Origin of the sequence: Nocardioides jishulii (assembly GCF_006007965.1) — a bacterium.
Taxonomy (GTDB): domain Bacteria; phylum Actinomycetota; class Actinomycetes; order Propionibacteriales; family Nocardioidaceae; genus Nocardioides; species Nocardioides jishulii.
Genome location: NZ_CP040748.1, coordinates 457,759 through 475,919 on the forward strand (window position 1 = coordinate 457,759; position 18,161 = coordinate 475,919).

At 69.0% G+C, this 18,161-nt stretch carries 17 protein-coding genes; 15 read left to right on the forward strand and 2 right to left on the reverse strand.

Features of this window, described 5'->3' with window-relative positions; translation table 11 throughout:
* The first annotated feature begins 145 nt into the window (after positions 1–145).
* The 5 genes from metX (at position 146) to FCL41_RS02100 (ending at position 5,112) form a co-directional block, all read left to right on the forward strand.
* On the forward strand, positions 146–1,258 hold the full coding sequence (gene metX, locus FCL41_RS02080; protein WP_137064193.1) for a homoserine O-acetyltransferase MetX: 1,113 nt from the start codon (positions 146–148) through the stop codon (positions 1,256–1,258).
* 170 nt (positions 1,259–1,428) lie between these two features.
* A complete protein-coding gene (locus FCL41_RS02085; RefSeq protein ID WP_137064192.1) occupies positions 1,429–2,856 on the forward strand; it encodes a glycerophosphodiester phosphodiesterase in 1,428 nt (475 codons plus the stop codon).
* 175 nt (positions 2,857–3,031) lie between these two features.
* Positions 3,032–3,316, forward strand: coding sequence for a hypothetical protein (locus FCL41_RS02090; protein ID WP_137064191.1), 285 nt, complete (start codon positions 3,032–3,034; stop codon positions 3,314–3,316).
* The gene (locus FCL41_RS02095; protein WP_137064190.1) at positions 3,313–4,611 is read left to right on the forward strand and encodes an alpha/beta hydrolase; all 1,299 of its coding nucleotides are present in this window, start codon (positions 3,313–3,315) and stop codon (positions 4,609–4,611) included. Before FCL41_RS02090 ends, FCL41_RS02095 begins: the two co-directional genes overlap by 4 nt.
* Before the next feature lie 57 nt (positions 4,612–4,668).
* Positions 4,669–5,112, forward strand: a complete 444-nt coding sequence (locus FCL41_RS02100; RefSeq protein ID WP_170970122.1) for a VanZ family protein — start codon at positions 4,669–4,671, stop codon at positions 5,110–5,112.
* Here the strand turns inward: FCL41_RS02100 and FCL41_RS02105 are convergent, their stop codons facing one another.
* Positions 5,113–5,640: a hypothetical protein gene (locus tag FCL41_RS02105; protein WP_137064188.1), complete on the reverse strand. Its 528-nt coding sequence runs from the start codon at positions 5,638–5,640 to the stop codon at positions 5,113–5,115.
* Positions 5,641–6,107: 467 nt separating this feature from the next.
* Between FCL41_RS02105 and FCL41_RS02110 the strand changes: the two genes are divergently transcribed.
* Genes FCL41_RS02110 through FCL41_RS02155 form a run of 10 tightly spaced genes read left to right on the forward strand, consistent with a single transcriptional unit; the run spans position 6,108 to position 16,889 of the window.
* Positions 6,108–7,259, forward strand: a complete 1,152-nt coding sequence (locus FCL41_RS02110) for a polysaccharide biosynthesis protein (RefSeq protein ID WP_137064187.1) — start codon at positions 6,108–6,110, stop codon at positions 7,257–7,259.
* A 2-nt stretch (positions 7,260–7,261) separates the two neighbouring features.
* A complete protein-coding gene (locus tag FCL41_RS02115; RefSeq protein ID WP_137064186.1) occupies positions 7,262–8,413 on the forward strand; it encodes a DegT/DnrJ/EryC1/StrS family aminotransferase in 1,152 nt (383 codons plus the stop codon).
* Positions 8,413–9,003, forward strand: coding sequence for a sugar transferase (locus tag FCL41_RS02120; protein ID WP_137064185.1), 591 nt, complete (start codon positions 8,413–8,415; stop codon positions 9,001–9,003). Before FCL41_RS02115 ends, FCL41_RS02120 begins: the two co-directional genes overlap by 1 nt.
* A gap of 2 nt (positions 9,004–9,005) precedes the next feature.
* Positions 9,006–10,238, forward strand: a complete 1,233-nt coding sequence (locus tag FCL41_RS02125) for a glycosyltransferase family 4 protein (protein WP_137064184.1) — start codon at positions 9,006–9,008, stop codon at positions 10,236–10,238.
* A gap of 49 nt (positions 10,239–10,287) precedes the next feature.
* Positions 10,288–10,857, forward strand: a complete 570-nt coding sequence (locus FCL41_RS02130; protein ID WP_217496786.1) for a GNAT family N-acetyltransferase — start codon at positions 10,288–10,290, stop codon at positions 10,855–10,857.
* A complete protein-coding gene (locus tag FCL41_RS02135) occupies positions 10,847–11,980 on the forward strand; it encodes a polysaccharide biosynthesis C-terminal domain-containing protein (RefSeq protein ID WP_137064183.1) in 1,134 nt (377 codons plus the stop codon). The genes FCL41_RS02130 and FCL41_RS02135 overlap by 11 nt, the downstream gene beginning before the upstream one ends.
* A complete protein-coding gene (gene wecB, locus FCL41_RS02140; RefSeq protein WP_137064182.1) occupies positions 11,977–13,101 on the forward strand; it encodes a non-hydrolyzing UDP-N-acetylglucosamine 2-epimerase in 1,125 nt (374 codons plus the stop codon). The genes FCL41_RS02135 and wecB overlap by 4 nt, the downstream gene beginning before the upstream one ends.
* A complete protein-coding gene (locus FCL41_RS02145) occupies positions 13,077–14,414 on the forward strand; it encodes a lipopolysaccharide biosynthesis protein (RefSeq protein ID WP_137064181.1) in 1,338 nt (445 codons plus the stop codon). The genes wecB and FCL41_RS02145 overlap by 25 nt, the downstream gene beginning before the upstream one ends.
* A complete protein-coding gene (locus tag FCL41_RS02150) occupies positions 14,407–15,675 on the forward strand; it encodes a glycosyltransferase family protein (protein WP_137064180.1) in 1,269 nt (422 codons plus the stop codon). The genes FCL41_RS02145 and FCL41_RS02150 overlap by 8 nt, the downstream gene beginning before the upstream one ends.
* Positions 15,672–16,889, forward strand: a complete 1,218-nt coding sequence (locus FCL41_RS02155) for a glycosyltransferase (RefSeq protein WP_137064179.1) — start codon at positions 15,672–15,674, stop codon at positions 16,887–16,889. The genes FCL41_RS02150 and FCL41_RS02155 overlap by 4 nt, the downstream gene beginning before the upstream one ends.
* Here the strand turns inward: FCL41_RS02155 and FCL41_RS16920 are convergent.
* Positions 16,883–18,064 (reverse strand): O-antigen ligase family protein, encoded by a 1,182-nt coding sequence (locus FCL41_RS16920; RefSeq protein WP_170970121.1) that lies wholly within the window; start codon positions 18,062–18,064, stop codon positions 16,883–16,885. The genes FCL41_RS02155 and FCL41_RS16920 overlap by 7 nt on opposite strands.
* Positions 18,065–18,161 lie beyond the last annotated feature (97 nt).

Sequence of the window (18,161 nt, forward strand, 5' to 3'; positions counted from 1 at the left end):
TCGCAGGGTCAGCACCTCCTGGCAAGCGTCATTCCGGGCCACCAGTGTGTCGTGCGCCACCTCGGTGTTCAACGGTCTGCCGCCACCTGTCCACGCCCGCCCCCTCGCGGGCAGTGCGCTGGGGCGGGCGTGGGATCATGGAGCGGTGACTGGCCCCCTTGACTACGTCGAGACGCAGCGGGTCGTCCTCTTCTCCGAGGGCGATCCGTTGCGTCTGCGTGGCGGCGGTCGCCTCGACCACGTCGAGGTGGCGTACGAGACCTACGGCGAGCTGTCGCCCGAGCGCGACAACGTCGTCTTCGTCTGCCACGCGCTGACGGGCCACGCGCACGCCGCCGGGCTGCACCTTGGAGCCAAGAAGCGCGGTTGGTGGGACAACATCATCGGTCCGGGCAAGCCGCTCGACACCGACCGGTTCTTCGTCGTCGCGCCCAACATCCTGGGCGGCTGCTCGGGCACCACCGGGCCGCTGTCGCTCAACCCGGCGACCGGCGAGCCCTACTACCTCGACTTCCCGATGCTGCACATGAGCGACCTCGTCGCGGTGCACCGCAAGCTCATGCGCCACCTCGGCGTGGAGCGTGTGTACGCCGGTGTCGGCGGCTCGCTGGGCGGCATGCAGATCCTGCAGTGGGCCATCGACGCCCCCGACGAGATCGAGAAGGCCGTGCTCGTCGCGGCCTCGTCGCGGCTGAGCACCGAGAACATCGCCTTCTCCTCGGTCGCCCGCACGGCGATCATGAGCGACCCCGAGTTCCACGGCGGTCGCTACGTCGAGCACGACACAGTCCCGCGGCTGGGGCAGAAGGTCGCCCGCATGATGGCCCACATCACCTACGTCTCCGACCAGTCGCTCGACACGAAGTTCGGCCACCGTCGCGACACCGTCGGTGACGAGATGAGGATGGAGCCCGACTTCGCCGTCGAGCACTACCTCCAGCACCAGGGCGACGTCTTCCTCGACCGGTTCGACGCGCTCAGCTACCTCTACCTGACGCGACTGCTCGACTACTTCGACCCGTTCGCCGACCCGTGGACGGCCGAGCGCCTGGCTGCCGCGCGTACGCAGTTCCAGGTGACGTCGTTCGACTCCGACTGGCGCTTCGACACCCGCCAGTCGCTGCGCATGGTCGAGCAGCTGGAGGCCTGTGGGGCGAAGGTCGACTTCGCCGAGATCGCCTCACCCTTCGGCCACGACTCGTTCCTGCTGCAGCCGCCCGGCTACCACGAGCGGGTCGCAGCCTTCCTCAAGGACTGATCCAGCCCGAGGGGACGGCAACGTCGCCTGGTGCATTCGCGTCCGGGGAGGCCCGGCAGTTGGCACAATCGCGCCTGTTGCGTCCCCCGATCCTGGAGTGTGTTGTGTCGTCTCGTCGTGCATCCCGTCGTGTGGTGGGTGCTGGTCTGGCCCTCGGTCTCCTGGCCCCTGTGGCTGCTCTCTCCCCGACGCACGCGGCGGAGGCGTCCTCCGCGCGCGCGAGCAAGCCGTTGACCGCGTCGGTCGCTGCAGCGGTCGCCGGCGAGCGCGTCACGTTCACGGCGAAGCGGCCGACCGCCAAGAAGTTCCGCACGCTGAAGGCCAAGCAGCAGCGCAAGGCGACCATCGTCCTGCAGCGCCGTGACGGCACGGCGTGGCGTGCGGTCGGGCGTACGAAGCTCGGCGCGAAGAAGAAGGTGTCCTTCACCTCCGCCGTGCCGACCAAGGCCAAGGGCAGCGTGCGCTACCGCGTCCGCGCGGTGGTGGGGAAGAAGACGTACGCCGCCGGCTCCCTCAACCTCAGGGTCGTCACCCAGCAGCTCCCGGCGCGTCCGGGCAGCGTCGACGCCGACGTCGCCACGACGTACGCCGGCACGCTGACGCCGGTGCGCGCCGGGCGTCAGGTCACCGTCGAGCGCCACGTCGACGGCGCATGGACGACGGTCGCGACGACGTCGGCGAAGAAGGCTGACGTCGCCCTGGCCGTGGCGGCCGCTCGTTACCCGGCGTGGTACCGCGTGCGGGCCGCTGCGTTCAACGGCATCCCCACGGTCGTCACGGCTCCGGTCCGCACCGGCCTGAGCCGCACTCCCCTCGAGATCGCGCACCGCGCGGGCGCGGCCCTCGGCCCCGAGCAGACGCTCGGCGCCATGGAGGCGGCGTTGACTGCCGGTGCGACCGCGATGGAGATCGACGTCCAGCTGACGAAGGACGGCGTGCCCGTCATCGTGCACGACCAGACGTTCGAGCGTACGACCAACGTCGCGACCGTCTTCCCCGGTCGCCAGGGCGAGCCCGTCGGCGCCTTCACCTGGGCAGAGGTGCAGCAGCTCGACGCGGGCAGCTGGGCCGGCGCGCAGTGGGTCGGCGAGGGCATCCCGAGCCTCGACGAGTGGTTGACCGCGATGGATGGTCGGGCCCACCTGGTGCTCGAGGTGAAGTTCCACCCGCTCAACACCGGGACGCCCGAGGAGGTGGAGGCGATGCGTGCCCTGCTCGACCGCGAGCTCGCCGACGGCAAGCTGGGCGCACTCAAGGCTGCCGGCAAGCTGACGGTGTCGTCGTTCAACCACGCCTTCCTCAAGCCGTTCGCCCAGGCGCACACCGACGTGCCGGTGGGGGCCCTGACGGTCTTCCCGCCGAGCGCCACGCAGCTGGCGGAGTGGGCGACCTGGGCCGAGCAGATCCACGGGCAGTACCTGCTGACCACGTGGGACATCACTGCCGCAGCGCGGGCCGCCGGTCTGACCACGAGCGTGTGGACGCTCGCCACGGCCAGCGACTACCGCACCGCGCTCGCGTCGGGGGCCGAGGGCCTGATCACCGACAAGCCCGGTCTGCTCGCTGACGTGCTGAACCCGCCGGCGCCCACGAGCTGACAGCCGCCAGCGGCACCACGCACGTTCGACGACGCTCCCTCGGCCCATGGCCGGGGGAGCGTCGTCATGCCGGGAGAAGTCCTCACCCCTTGCCGGGGGCGTGGGGCTGGGGAAACGCGGACCGTCGCGAGGTGGCGGTTCGGCAGGCTCGTGTCCACGTCGGAGGGAGCAGGCAGTGGGCGATGGGGAGCGGTTCGAGCTGTGGGAGCGGGCGATGGTCGACGTCGCGGCTCAGTGGGACCACCTGGCGCGGGTGCTGGGGGAGTCGCGGCGTGAGGCGGACGCTTGGCCGGAACCGTTGTCGGGGCTGGGCGCGGAGGTCGGTGACGACCTGGCCGCGTGGGAGGGCGCGGCGACTCGCTGGGCCAGCGGCATGCGCGGGCTGGTCGACGACGTGGCAGGGGTGGAGGCTGACGTCGTGGCCGACCTGGCGCGTCTGGCTCGCAGGGTGTGGCCGTGACCGAGCTGAGCGCTGCGACGTTGACTCACCGACTCTCCGACGCCGGACGGGAGCTGGGGGCCGCGGCGGTCCGGTTCGAGGAGTTCGCGCAGGAGGCTGAGCAACGCTGGGCACCGGGAGTGTGGCGCGGAGCGGCCCGGGAGGCGTACGCGGCCCAGGTCGCTGCGGCGTCGGCCGCCACGCGACGGGCTGCCCAACGATGGCGACGGGTTGCCGCCGACCTGCTGACGCTGGCGCAGTGGCTGGCGTCGGGGGACGTCGACGTCGAGGAGGCGCTGGCGTGGGTCGCGGCTCTGACCACTGGAGGGTCTTTGTCGACAAAGCGCCAGGAGTTGGACGTGGTCGCGGATCGCGACGTGGCGCACCGGGTGGCGGTCGAGCTCGACGTGGCGGCGGGCCGGACCCGGCACCGCGACGCGCGGCTGGACCCCGACGAGGAGAGCGTGTGGCGCAACGCCCGGGCGGTCGACCGGATGCTCCACCGCACGCCGGGGGCGACGTTGTGGACCTACGACCCCGAGGTCTTCGACGGCGACGGCGCGGTCGTCGTGGGCGTGGGCGACGTGCGGGGAGCCGACCACCAGGTGGTGCTGGCGCCGGGCGTGGGCACGGACGTGAGCGACGTGGGCGCCCAGGTGCGGCGGGTGGAGGCGGTCGTCGACGCAGCGCAGGAGCACGGGGAGACGGCCGGGTGGTTCTGGTTGGGCTACGACGCGCCGGATGCGGTGGCGGACCCGGCGGCCCGCACCGAGGTGCGTGCCGAGCGGGGAGGTGAGTCCTTCGCGCGGGACGTGGCGAGCCTGCGCGACGCCTCCCCCGGCGCGCGGTGGACGGCGCTCGGCCACAGCTACGGGGCGACGACGGTGTCGTACGCCGGCACGCGTGGCGACCTCGACGTCGATGCGCTGGTGCTGGTGGGAGCACCCGGGGCGGGGGAGGCGGAGAGGGTGGGCGACCTGGGGGTGGGGGAGGTCTACGTGGGGCGTGACAGCCGCGACCTCGTGGCCACCCTCGGTGACGAGGGCTGGGTCGGCAAGGGCGGCGTCGGCCTGGGCGTCGACCCGGCGTCGGAGGAGTTCGGTGCGATCCGCTTCCGCGCGGAGCGTCCCGACCGCGGATGGGCCCCGGGAGTGGGCGAGGCTCACTCGGGCTACTTCACGCCGGGCCACGAGGCGCTCGACAGCATCGGTGCGGTGGTGGCCGGCCGCCCCGACCTCGTGCAGGTGGCCGAACGCGCTACCGACCCCTGGTGGAGGCGACCCCGCGATCCGGAGTGGAGTCGTGACGTGGAGTGAGGGGGGCGGGCGCAGCGGTCGTCGTACGCCTTGGGCGGAACAGGCACAATCGACCCGGTGCAGACCTCCCTGACCACGTACGCGCGCATCGCGCTCGCCGTCTACGTCCTCGCGCTGGCCGTGGTCCTCTTCCAGCCGACGCCGGAGATCGCCTCCGGCACGGTGCTGGGCGTCGACGACCTGCTGGTGCGCTTCGGCTTCCCGGAGGCGTGGGTCGCGCCAGGACGCGTGGAGTTCGTGCTCAACGCCTTGATGTTCGCGCCCGTGCCCTTCCTGGGCGCCTGGGTCTTCCCGGGGCTCCGGTGGACCGACTGGGTGGCCTACACCTTCCTGGCCTCGTCGGCGGTTGAGCTGACGCAGGGGGTCCTGCTCAGTGCCCGCAGCGCGCAGTTCGTCGACATCGTGGCCAACACCCTCGGTGGGGTCATCGGTGCGGGAGTGATCGCGATCGTCGTCGCACTGTTGCCCGGCGCCGCCTGGCTGCCGCGCCAGCGGACTTGATCAGCTGACGAACTTCGGCGCCGCAGAGGCCGAGACCTGCTTCATGTTGCTCGCGCTGGCCGTGACCGTGATGGGAGGCAGGGCCGACGGCAGGGTGCCCAGCAGGTCCGTGTCGAAGGAGACGTGCGCGGTGGCCTCCCCAGCGAGCTGGGTGGTGGCGGTGAACGTGTACGTGTAGACCCCGCCGGTGACCCCGGCCAAGGGGGTCGTCCAGCCTGCTGCGCCTCCGTTGATCACGAGCGGGGTCGGGGCGGCCGTCGAGTAGGCGCTGGGCAGCCCGACGACGATCTGCAGCCCTGAGGTGGCGAAGCCGTTGGGATTCATGACGGCGAGGGTGCCGTGGAAGTGCTTCGTCGTCCCGACCGTGGTGATCTCGGCGGTGGGGACGGTGGAGTACGTCAGGGCCCGCGTCGCGGAGGCGGCGTACGCCGGTGCCGCGGCCGCGACGGCGATGGTCGGCACGCTCCACGCCGAGGCGGCTAGAAGGGTGCGACGGGTGGGTCGCGCGACGGTGGTGCGTTGGTGCATGGACCTGTCCTCCGGGGTGAGGCCACGATGGCCGGATGTGCTGGTGCGTGCCCGAGATGACCCTTCTAGGACAGCAAGAGCGGGAGGTGGTCGTGCGGGAGATCCAGAAGGCAGAGGGCTTGGGGGCCGAAGATCCCCAATTAGGGGTACACGGTGAACCGCAAAATGTGGTGCCGCTCACGGGTGCGCGAGAGGTCGTCTAGACCGCACGCGTTGACACGGCGGCGCCGGGGTATTCCTGCCGGCAACTGTCGTCCTGGTGTGGGTTACTGGTCGCCCCAGTGAGCAGGATCACTCCACTTCCCCGGAGGTCTCGATGAATCAAGTGAACGACGCCTGGCAGCCCCTGCCCATCGACGTTGCGGAGTGGATGGGCCTCGGTGATCCCTTCGGGAGGCAGGGCCATATGACGCACGTGCCGAGCGCGCGAGGGTGGCGTGCTCGGCTTCGAGCCGTTCCTCAGATGAATGAGTTCAGCCAGCTGGACTGGACCAGTCCCTCGGGAGGAGGAAAGTAGGACGCGGCCGGATGTGCCCCGGCGCGGGCACCTAGACTGCCCCCGGCATCTGCCGTCAAGGGGAAGAGCAGGAACCGTGCACTCACTTACCGCTGCGAACGACGCGACCGTCCTGGTGACGGGAGGGACCGGGTCATTCGGGTCGACGATGATCCGACAGCTCCTCACCTCTGACGTCCGGGAGATCCGCGTCTTCAGCCGTGACGAGCTGAAGCAGGACGACATGCGTCGCCACCTCAGCGACCCGCGTGTCCGCTTCTACATCGGTGACGTCCGTGACTACGGCAGCGTCGACCGTGCCACCCGCGGCGTCGACTTCGTCTTCCACGCGGCCGCCCTCAAGCAGGTGCCGAGCTGCGAGTTCTTCCCGCTCGAGGCGGTCAAGACCAACATCCTCGGCTCCTCCAACGTGATCGAGGCGAGCAACGCCAACGGCGTACGCTCCCTCGTCTGCCTGGGCACCGACAAGGCCGCCTATCCCGTCAACGCGATGGGCATGAGCAAGGCCATGATGGAGAAGGTCGCCCAGGCCTTCGCGCGCAACAACCCCACGGCGGTGACCACGGTCTCGACCGTGCGCTACGGCAACGTGATGGCGTCGCGTGGATCGGTCATCCCGCTCTTCGTCGAGCAGTTGAAGGCGGGCAAGCCGCTCACCCTCACCGACCCCGACATGACGCGCTTCCTGATGTCGCTCGACGAGGCGGTCCAGCTGGTCGACCACGCCTTCGAGCACGCCCAGCCGGGCGACCTCTTCATCCGCAAGGCGCCGGCCTCCACGGTCGAGGTGCTGGCCCGCGCCGTCGGCAAGGCCATGGGCGTCGAGCCCAAGCTCGAGGTCATCGGCACTCGCCACGGCGAGAAGCTGTACGAGACGCTGGCGACCCGTGAGGAGCTCGCCCGCTCGGAGGACCAGGGCGACTACTTCCGCGTCTCGGTCGACGCCCGTGACCTCAACTACGGCCAGTTCTTCGACGAGGGTGACGAGCAGGAGTCCACGATGGACGACTACCACTCGCACAACACCGAGCGACTGGACGTGGACCAGGTGGTCGACGTACTCATGGCACTCCCGGCGTTCCGGACCCTGATCGGCGTCTGAGCGTGAATGATGCCCCGTTGCCCTTCGCGCTACCCGACGTCGGCGAGGACGAGGTTCAGGCCGTAGCGACGGCCATCCGGTCGGGCTGGCTCTCCTCGGGACCCGAGGTGAAGGGCTTCGAAGGGGACTTCGCGCAGCTGTGCGGCGAGGGTGTCCACGCCATCTCGGTCAACTCCGCCACTGCCGGGCTCCACCTGGCGCTGGAGGCCACCGGCATCCGCCCGGGTGACGAGGTCCTGGTGCCGACCTGGACCTTCACCGCGACCGCTGAGGTCGTGCGCTACCTGGGCGCCGAGCCGATCCTGGTGGACGTCGACCCGCAGACCCTCAACATCGACCTCGAGGCGGCCGAGGCTCTCGTCACCCCGCGCACCAGGGCGATCATGCCGGTTCACTTCGCGGGACTCCCGGTCTCACCGAGCGCTCTGCGTGACTTCGCCGGACGGCACGCACTCAAGGTGGTGGAGGACGCGGCCCACGCGCTGCCTGCAGCAGCCGAGGGTGAGCTGGTCGGCAGCGGCGTCTCCGACGCGACGGTCTTCAGCTTCTACGCGACCAAGACCATCACCACCGGTGAAGGTGGCATGGTCGTGACGCGCTCGGCCGAGCTCGCGGAGCGGGTCCGCATCATGCGCCTGCACGGGATCAGCCGCGACGCCTTCGACCGCTACCGCTCGACCAAGCCGTCCTGGCAGTACGACGTGGTCGCGCCCGGCTACAAGTACAACCTGACCGACCCTGCGGCCGCGATGGGCCGCGTCCAGCTGCCGCGAGCGCGACAGATGCGTGACCGACGTGCGGAGATCGCGCGGACGTACGACGAGGCCTTCGGCGGGCTGGACCTGCAGCTCCCCGCGCCCGGCGACGAGGACACGCTCCACGCCTGGCACCTCTACGTCCTGCGCCTCCCCGCGGGTCAGGACCGCAACCTCTTCATCGAGGATCTCGCTGCTCGCGGCATCGGCACCAGCGTCCACTTCATCCCGCTGCACCTGCAGCCGTACTGGCGAGACCGCGCAGGGCTCCGCCCTGAGCAGTACCCGGTCGCCAGCGGGGAGTTCGAGCGGGTCGTGTCGTTGCCCGCCTTCTCGAGCATGACCGACGAGCAGGTCGAACGGGTGATCACGGCAGTGAAGGGCAACCGGGGGCAGTGATGGCCAAGCGAGCGGTGGACGTGTTCGCTGCCGGGCTGGGGGTTGCGGTCACCAGTCCTCTCATGCTCCTTGCTGCCGTCGCGGTGAAGCTGACCTCCCCGGGGCCGGTGATCTTTCGCCAGACCCGGGTGGGCCGCGGCGGTGACACGTTCGAGATCCTGAAGTTCCGGACCATGCGTGCCGGTGCTCCCGGGGCCCAGGTCACGGCCGGTCACGATCCGCGGATCACGCAGGTGGGTGCGTGGCTGCGCTCGACGAAGGTTGACGAGCTTCCACAGCTGATCAACGTGCTGCGAGGCGACATGAGCCTGGTGGGCCCGCGCCCCGAAGTCCCTCGCTACGTGGCCGAGTGGCCCGTTGAGCAGCGGCACCAGATCCTCTCGGTGCGGCCGGGTATCACTGATCCGGCCTCCATCGAGTTCCGTCGAGAGGCCGAGGAGCTGGCGGGCGTGGACGACCCCGAGGCCCACTACGTGAGCGTCATCCTGCCGCGCAAGGTCGAGCTCTACTGCGACTACGTCGCCACCCAGAGCTTCGTCGGTGACCTCAAGATCCTGTTGCGCACGCTGCGCACGGTGGCTGGTGACTGACGATGAAGATCGGACTGCTCACGCAGTGGTACGGGCCTGAGCCCGGGCCGGCCGCGCTCCCCGAGAGCCTTGCCGTCGAGCTGGCCGCGCGTGGTCACGAGGTCCAGGTGGTCACGGGCTTTCCGAACTACCCGGTGGGCAAGGTCTTCGACGGCTACCAACAGTCGCGGCGCCTGGACGAGGAGCGCCACGGCGTCCAGGTACGTCGAGTGGCCCTGTATCCGAGCCACGACGACTCCGTCGTGCAACGGGGGCTCAACTACGGCAGCTTCGCCGCCTCGGCACTGGTGTCAGGGATGGATGCTCTCAGGGACGTCGACGCCCTGTGGGTCAACTACTCGCCGGTGACGATCAGCCTGCCGATGTTCGCCCTCCAGCGACGGACCAAGGTCCCGACCGTGGTCCACGTGCTCGACCTGTGGCCCGACACCGTCACCGCCAGCGGCCTGGGCGGTGGGCTGGGGTCCGCCCTCGAGAAGCCCCTGCACTCGCTCTGCAACCGCATGTACGCCTCCGCCCACCGAGTGGCGTACATCTCGCCGGGCGTCGGCGAGATTCTGGCCCAGCGTGGTGTCTCCCGCGACAAGCTGGCCTACGCGCCCATGTGGGCCGACGAATCGATCCACCAGCGCGCCTGCTCGCCCGACCAGCGGGGCCACGGACTCGGTCAGGACACGATCGCTTTGGTGTACGCCGGCACGCTCGGTGGTGCCCAGGACCTCGACACCTTGGTGCGTGCCTGCGGCCGGGTCACGGACCTCGACCTCCGCTGCCTCATCGCAGGCTCGGGGACGGAGGAGGAACGCCTCAGGCGTCTGGCCGACGAGGTGGGGGCATCCAACGTCTCGTTCCTCGGCCGGATCGGCATGGAGGAGATGAAGGACCTGAACGCCGACTCCGACGTCCACTACGTCGGCCTGAACGACCACCCTCTGGCCCACATCACGATGCCCAGCAAGATCCAGGCCATCCTGGCGGCGGGTCGCCCGATCGTCGGCGCCCTGGGCGGTGACGCGGCGGCAGCGGTCCGTGACTCGGGGGGACGAACGGTGACTTCTGGCGACGTCGACGGGCTCGTGACCGAGCTGCGCGCGATGGTGGCTGACGGACGCCAGGAACTGGTCCGTCTCCAGCAGGAGGCGCACGCCTACTACGAGCAGACCTTCAGTTTCGCTGGTGGAGTTGATCGAGTGGAAGCACTTCTGACGGCGGCGGCAGGGAGCAGGCGTGGCTGAGTCGATGATCCGGAGGCTCGAGGCCGGGGACGTGCCAGCGTGCGCGTCCTTGCACCAGCGTGCGTTTCCCTCGTTCTTCCTGAGCCAGCTCGGGCCCCGCTTCCTGCGGGAGTTCTACCGAGGGTTCCTGGGCGATCCCGAGGCAGTGGCGCTCGTGGCGGAGGACGGATCGGGAGGCATCGCTGGGGTCGTCGTCGGCACCCACGCGCCCGCGGGGTTCTTCTCGCGGCTGCTCAAGCGCAGGTTCGTCGGCTTCGCGCTGGCGTCGCTGCTCGCCGTCGTCCGTCGTCCGTCGAGCTTGCCGAGGTTGCTGCGAGCCGTGTCGTACCGCGGCCAGGTGCCGATCGAGGTCCGCGGAGCCCTGCTGAGCTCGATCTGCGTCGACCCCGACGGCCAGGGCTCCGGATTTGGCACCCAGCTCATCCGGGCGTTCGAGCGTGAGGTCGACCGGCAGTCGGGGCACGCCTACCTCGTGACGGACCGCTCCGACAACGAGGCGGCCAACGCGTTCTACCAGCGCAACGGCTGGACCTTGGCGGGCGCCTACACCACGGCTGAGGGCCGGGCCATGAACTGCTACACCTACACGACATCGGAGGACTCGACCCATGACCGCTGATTCGAAGCGGATCGCGATCACCGGAGGCTTCGGCTTCCTCGGCTGGCACACCGCCTGCCGGTTGCGAGCCCTGCACCAGGTCGAGCCGGTCCGGCTCGGGCGCGAGGACTTCGCCGATCCGGCGCTCCTGGCCGCCAAGCTGGCCGACGTCGACGCGGTGATCCACATCGCCGGCGTCAACCGTGCCGACTCCGACGCGGCCGTGGAGCAGGGCAACATCGACCTGGCCACGACCCTGTCGGCGGCTCTGCGCGAGATCGCTCGGCCGGTCGACGTGGTCTTCGCCAACTCGATCCAGGCCCAGCTCGACAACCCTTACGGCCGCGGCAAGGCTGAGGCCGCCCGGATCGTGAAGGAGGCCGCGGTCGAGCTCGGTGGCCACTTCGCCGACCTTCTGCTGCCGAACCTGTTCGGAGAGCACGGACGCCCTGGCTACAACTCCTTCGTGGCGACCTTCGCCCACGAGGTCGCCGCTGGGCGTACGCCCTCGGTCACCGGCGACCGCGAGATCGAGCTCCTGCACGCCCAGGACGCTGCGGCCGCTCTCATCGAGGCGCTGGGCAGCGACGTCTGCGAGGTGGTGCCGGCCGAGGCGATCGCGATCAGCGAGGTGCTGCGGTTCTTCCTCGAGACCCACGAGCTCTACGCGACCCGTGGTGAGGTGCCCGACATCTCGACGCCGATGCGTCGCAACCTCTTCAACACCTACCGCGCGGCGGCTTTCCCCGACATGTGGCCGGTCTCGCCGCAGGTGCACGGAGACAACCGTGGCGACCTGTACGAGACCGTCCGCGCCCACGGCGGCACGGGCATGGCGTTCATGTCGACGACCCTGCCGGGCCAGAAGCGCGGCGAGCACTACCACCTGCACAAGGTGGAGCGCTTCTTCGTGGTGAAGGGCGAGGCGGAGATCGAGCTGCGTCGCCTGCTGCACGACGACGTGGTGTCCTTCCGCCTCAGCGGCGACAAGCCGTCGTTCGTCGACATGCCCGCTCTGTGGGTGCACAACATCCGTAACGTGGGGGACTCCGAGTTGATCACCATGTTCTGGGCGGACCAGCTGCTCGACATGGACAACCCGGACCAGTTCCCCGAGACGATTGCCCAGGAGGCAACCGCATGAAGGTCATGACCGTGGTCGGGACCCGTCCCGAGATCATCCGCCTGGCGGCTGTGATCAAGCGACTCGACAACACTCCGGGGATCGAGCACGTCCTCGTCCACACCGGGCAGAACTACGACTACTCACTCAACCAGGTCTTCTTCGACGACCTGGGTCTGCGCGCCCCCGACCACTACATGGGGGTCGACACCTCCAGCCTCGGTGCGGTCCTCGGCGGTGTGCTGATCGGCACCGAGAAGGTGCTCGTGGAGGAGAAGCCGGACGCGATGCTCGTGCTCGGGGACACCAACTCCTGCGTGGCCACGGTGATGGGCAAGCGCATGCGCATCCCCACGTACCACATGGAGGCCGGCAACCGGTGCTTCGACGAGAACGTGCCGGAGGAGACCAACCGGCGCCTCGTCGACCACGTGGCCGACTTCAACCTGGCCTACACCGAGCACGCGCGCCGCAACCTGCTGAACGAGGGCCTGCACCCGCGTCGCATCCTGGTGACCGGCTCGCCGATGCGTGAGGTGCTGGAGGAGTTCCGCGACCAGATCTACGCCTCCGACATCCTCGACCGCCTCGAACTCACCGCGGGCGACTACTTCCTGGTGAGCGCTCACCGTGAGGAGAACGTCGACCTCCCGGAGCGTCTGCAGCAGCTGCTCGAGTGCCTCGTCGCGGTGCACGAGAAGTACGGCAAGCGCGTCGTCGTCTCCACCCACCCGCGCACGCGCAAGCGCCTCGAGGCCCTCAACAGCGGTCTTGACCTTTCCGGCATCGACTTCCTGGAGCCCTTCGGCTTCCACGACTACAACAAGCTGCAGATCGAGGCCGCCTGCGTGCTGTCCGACTCGGGCACCATCTCGGAGGAGTCCTCGATCCTGGGCTTCCCGGCGATCACCCTGCGCGACTCGATCGAGCGTCCCGAGGCCCTCGACTCCGGCTCGATCATCATGACCGGTCTGAACGTGGACGACGTCGTGCGCGGAGTCGGCATCGCCATCGCCGACGGTCCCGTCACTTCGTCGCACCCGGCCGGGTACGAGATCAACGACACCAGCAACCGCGTCGTCCGCTTCATCTCGTCGACGGCTGGAAGGCACCACCAGTGGGCCGGCATTCGAGCCGACTGAACTCGGAGCAGAGCGCCCGCAACCGATTGCTGAAGGCGGGCCTGGTCGCTTCATTGGTCAACGGGGCCACGGCGCTCGCCGTGCCGCTGCTCTCCTTGCCCATCCTGCTGGACGTGATGGGCAAGGAGGCCTACGGCCTGTGGGTGACCGTCACCACGGTGACGGCCATCGTGGCCGTGTTCGACCTCGGTGTCGGGAATGCGGCGCTGACCCAACTCGCCTCGACGTCGGATGCCAAGGAGCGTCTGCGCATCATCAAGGCAATGTACGCACTGGCCGCCTGCATCGCCCTGGTGATGCTGGTCGGCTGGGCGTTCGTGTCCCTGACAATCGACGTCACCGCCGCGCTGGGCGCCGACGAGGTCCCCAGAGCAGGCACCTTCACGCACATCGCAATGCTCTCCGCAATCTGCGCGATGCCAGCGAGCCTGATCTACAAGGTCCAGGTAGGACTTGGGCATCAGGTTTCCTCGTACCTGACGCAAGCCGGGGCGATCGGGCTCTTCCTGGTCGTCCTCCTGGTCCTGCACTTCAGCGGCGCAGGAAGCGTCGAGGTCGCAGTCGCAGTGGTGTGGGTGCCAGTGGGTGTCGCGTTGGTCTACACGCTGTTGACCCTCGACCTCCGGGCGCTCGGCAGCGCAAACCTTGCGGGGGGGCCGGGGGACGGCCGTCGCTCGCCCGTCCGGCGGCACCTGCGCATGGGACTTCCCATCTTCGCGGTCACCCTGCTCATGCTTGCCGCGACGAGTTTTGATCCGATGCTCGTCGGGACCACGCTCGGCTACGACCAGGTCCCTGACTACTCCGTCCCGTTCAGAGTGTTCTCAGCCATCAGTGCGATTGCCGTGATGCTCTCGGGACCGCTCTGGGCACTCAATGCTTCCGCCCTGGCCCGTGGCGACGTGGCCTGGGTCAGGCAGAAGGCGCGCGCCGTCTCCGTGGGGGTGGGGCTGGTCGTGGCGGTGATGGCTGGGGTGTGCGTCGCCATCGGCGAACCGCTGATCCGCGTGTGGCTGGCCGGTGGCGTGGACTACGACCCGCGCGTGTGGGCCCTGCTGGCGTTCACCGTCACGCTCCAAGCAGCGGGCGGTCCGTGGTTCATGGTGCAGAACTCTGTCGCCAGGATGCGGGTCCAGCTGTTCGCCTACGGCGCGCTCTGCCTGCTCATTCCGGCCAAGTACCTGGCCCTCCAGCAGTGGGGGATCATGGGTCTCGTGTCCCTTGGCCTCCTCGCCCAGCTCTGTCTGCTCACCCCCGCCGCCCTGTGGGGGGCCAAGCGGGTGCTCCGCGAACGGGAGAATCACCATGTCTGACCTGCCCCGCCTCCTCCACGTCGGTTACAGGCCCATCGGCAATCCCGACAACACTGGGCTCACGTTGGCCAGCATGTTCGAGTCCTGGCCGGACTCCCACCTGCTCCAGGTCTTTTCGAAGGACGCTTCCGGGCCGTCCGTTCGGCGCGGCGGATACGAGCTGCCTTCCACGACCTACCCGCTGGAGCACTGGGGGCGGAGGGTTCTCGGGGCTGACGTGAGGGGAGTCGCCGACGGGATGAACAGCTCGGTGGCGCGGACCGGGCGGGTGCCTCTGAAGACCCGCATCAAGTTGGTGGCGATGGTGCTCAACGACATCGCCCCCGTGGTCCTGCCGAAGGACCTCGACGACGTGGTCGCCGAGTACCGTCCCGAAGTGCTGCACTCGCTCCTCGGGTCGGTGCGGGAGATGAGCGTGGCGCTGGCCATCGCGAAGCGGTACGACCTACCGATCCTTCCGCACTACATGGATGACTGGCCGGTGAACCTGCACCAGGCCTCGCCGTTCCGCGGGATCGCCCGCCGCCGGGTCGAGCGGACTCACCGAGCCATCCTCGAGCGTTCACCTGTGGGTCTCGGCATCGGTTTCAAGATGGCCGAGGAGTTCACCTCGCGGTACGGACGTCCCTTCACGCCGGTCGGCAACTCCGTCCCCGCCGACGACCTGCTGGGCGCGACCGGCAGCGTGGCCCACGAGCGTGGAGTGATGCGCTACGTCGGTGGTCTGCACCTGGGCAGGGACCGCGTGGTCAGCGTGGTGGCCGAGGAGTTGGCGCGCCACGAGAACACGGCCGGTTGGTCCATCGAGATCTTCAGGCCGGGACACTCAGCCGCCGCGGCGGCGACCCTCGCCGCCCGGCACGGCAACGTCATCGACCGCGGGGAGGTCGAGGCGGCCAAGGTCGCTGACGTGCTCCAGACGGCGAGCTGTCTGCTGTTCATCGAGAGCGAGGACGAGGGGGTCGTCCCCTTCACCCGCTACTCCGTGTCCACGAAGGTCCCCGAGTACGTGGCGAGTCGTCGGCCGGTGGTGTGTGTGGGTCCGGTGGAGCAAGGAAGCATCGAGGCGTTCGCGCGCTCGACGCGTTCCGTTGCCCTGCAGCTCCGGCAGCCTGACTGGGAGGGCTTGGTCCGGTTCCTGGGCACAGTCGACGATCCGATGCCCCCCGATGTCGGACCCCGGGTCCTGGAGGAGTTCTCCCGCGAAGCGACCCACCGGCGCTTGGCCGCAGCGGCGCGAGCAGCGAGGGACGCGCGGTGAAGGTCCTGCATCTTGGCTTCGTCACGCCGGACGCGTTGTTCGAGCAGGTGCTGCGCAACGACCGCCGCATGCCGGTCCAGACGCAGCGGTTCGGCTGGAACTTCCTGGGCGCCCTCACCGCGGCCGGGATGGAGGTGGACGCCGTGACGGTGGTGCCGGCCTCGGACTTTCCGCTCAACCGGCAGCTCGTCTTCCGGCGGCAGCCGTTCGACCAGAACGGGGTCAGTGGCGCCGCAGTCGGCTTCGTCAACGTCCTGGGAGTCAAGCACTGGAGCCGACACCGGGTGATGCTCGGGGAGGTGATGCGCCGCTATCGCGATCCGGAGGTCACCCGACCTGACGTCGTGGTGGTGCACGGCGTCAACTCCGCTCTGCTTGCACTGACGAACCGGGTGGCCACTCACTTCGGCATCCCGAGCGTCGTGCTCATGACCGATCCGCCGCACGGAGTCGGTGCCCGTGACGAGCAGCCCCGGTCGGCGCTGCGTCGCGTGGACTTCCGGCGCGTGATGAACCAGCTCGATCGCTTTTCCGCGGGAATCTGCCTGACGGAGCAGCTCGGGTCTGCCTTCCTTCCTGGGAGGCCGGTCCTGGTGATGGAGGGCATCGCTGACGTCGCCGAGACGGACGCAGATGCTGCGTCCCCGGTGGGGGCATCCCCCGTGGTGCTCTATGCCGGTGGCGTCGAGGAGGCGTACGGACTCGGCGCCCTGCTGGAGGCTGTCGAGCGCTCCCAGGGCGAGTGGACGCTGGAGGTGTGCGGACGCGGGAGCTACCTCGACCAGGTGCTGAGGGCCGCTGAACGCTCTCCGCGAGTCGTGTACAGGGGAGTCCTCGGACAGGCTGAGCTGCACGAGGCCTACCGCGCGGCGGCGATCCTCGTGAACCCGCGTCCCGACAGGGGATTCACACGCTTCTCCTTCCCGTCGAAGGTCCTCGAGTACATGACGCACGGAGGCACAGTGGCCAGCACCCGGTTGCCGGGAATCCCCGAGGAGTACTGGGACCACCTCCACCCACTGCCGGTGGACGGTGAGGGCATGGCCGTGGCTCTCGATCGCCTGGCGGAGAGCGACTTCTCCGCAGAGGTAGTGGCAGCGAGGCGCGCTGAGCTCAGGGACTTCTTGCGCCGCGGGAAGTCCCTGCCGGCGCAAGGTGACCGGATTGCGGAGTTCTTCACGTCCTTGACCGCGACGCCGTCAAGGACTCAGTAGCGGCGACGACGAACGCTGGAGACGCGTTCGTCAGCGGTCGGTACGTGCTCTTCCTCCTGCCTCTCCGAGGGGAATGCGCGTCCTCCGGGCCCAAGCGTGGTCATGAAGCCGACCACCGCCCACAGCGTGGGGGAAGGGTGCCAGTAGCCGCTCAGGAGGATGACGGTCAGGAGGAGCGTCCCGGCAACCATGGAGAGACGGATCCGGCTGCTGTTCCCCTGGAGCGCGCGGAGCGAAAGGACGATGAGTGCGGTCCAGATGCTGACGCCGATCAGGCCGAGATCCACGGTGATGTCGAGGAGCGCGTTGTGGAACGAGATCCCGTTGTTGATGTCCAGCGAGGCTCCGGGGCCCTTGCCGAAGATGGGCGATTCCCGGATGCTGGCCAGCGCGCGTGGCCACATCTCGAGGCGCCCGTTCAAGGTGCCGTCCTCACGGTCCGAGACGGCGAGTCGACCCTGGATCAGTCGCTCCAACAATCCTGCGGAGAGTCCCACGCTGGCCAGCAACACAAGGGCAGCGAACAGCCGCAGGCGCAGTTTGGTGGCCTTGCCCCCGAAGAGGCGCACGAGCGGGATGAGTGCCGCCATGCCGACGGTGGCGATGAGGCCGCCACGCGTGCCGGGGGGGAGCACACCGAAGTAGAAGAGCGCAGCGCCCATGGCGAACGTCACGCACTTGACGAACTTGCCCCGGGACTGGTCATCGATCACGACGGCGAGCAGGACGAAGCAGGCGGAGGCGACGGAGTAGGCGACGTGGTTGGAGTTGAGTCCCTCGAAGGTGTAACGAAGCGTGTCAGACGCGAGCTCAAGTTGGCTGATGGGACGGTCCCCCACCTGAGGCACGAGGTTGAGGGCCATGTACGCGCAGCCGAGCACCAGACCGCCGCCCACCACGTTCGCCGATCGACGTGAGTCGACGGAGAGGCGGATCGCGGTGAAGATGAGCGCACCTGCGACCAGGTCCCGGAACAGGTCTCCCGAGGCGTCCGTGGGCTCGGTGAAGAAGCTGCCCACCAACAACCAGGTGATGAATGCTGCTGCCAGGCCGTCGAGTCGATCCAGCTTCTTGCCTTGCGCCAGCTGGAACAGGATGACCGCGACCGCGACGAACGCGCCGGTTCGCGAGGCGTGGCCGGGGGCGAACGCAGCCAAGGCGAAGACGGCGCTCATGATCCAAGCCGTCACCGAAACGCGGTCTCGCACCGTTCCTGAACTGGTCTCCATGGTGTCCTTGCAGTCGTATGGGCCTCACCTACCCGACAGAGGC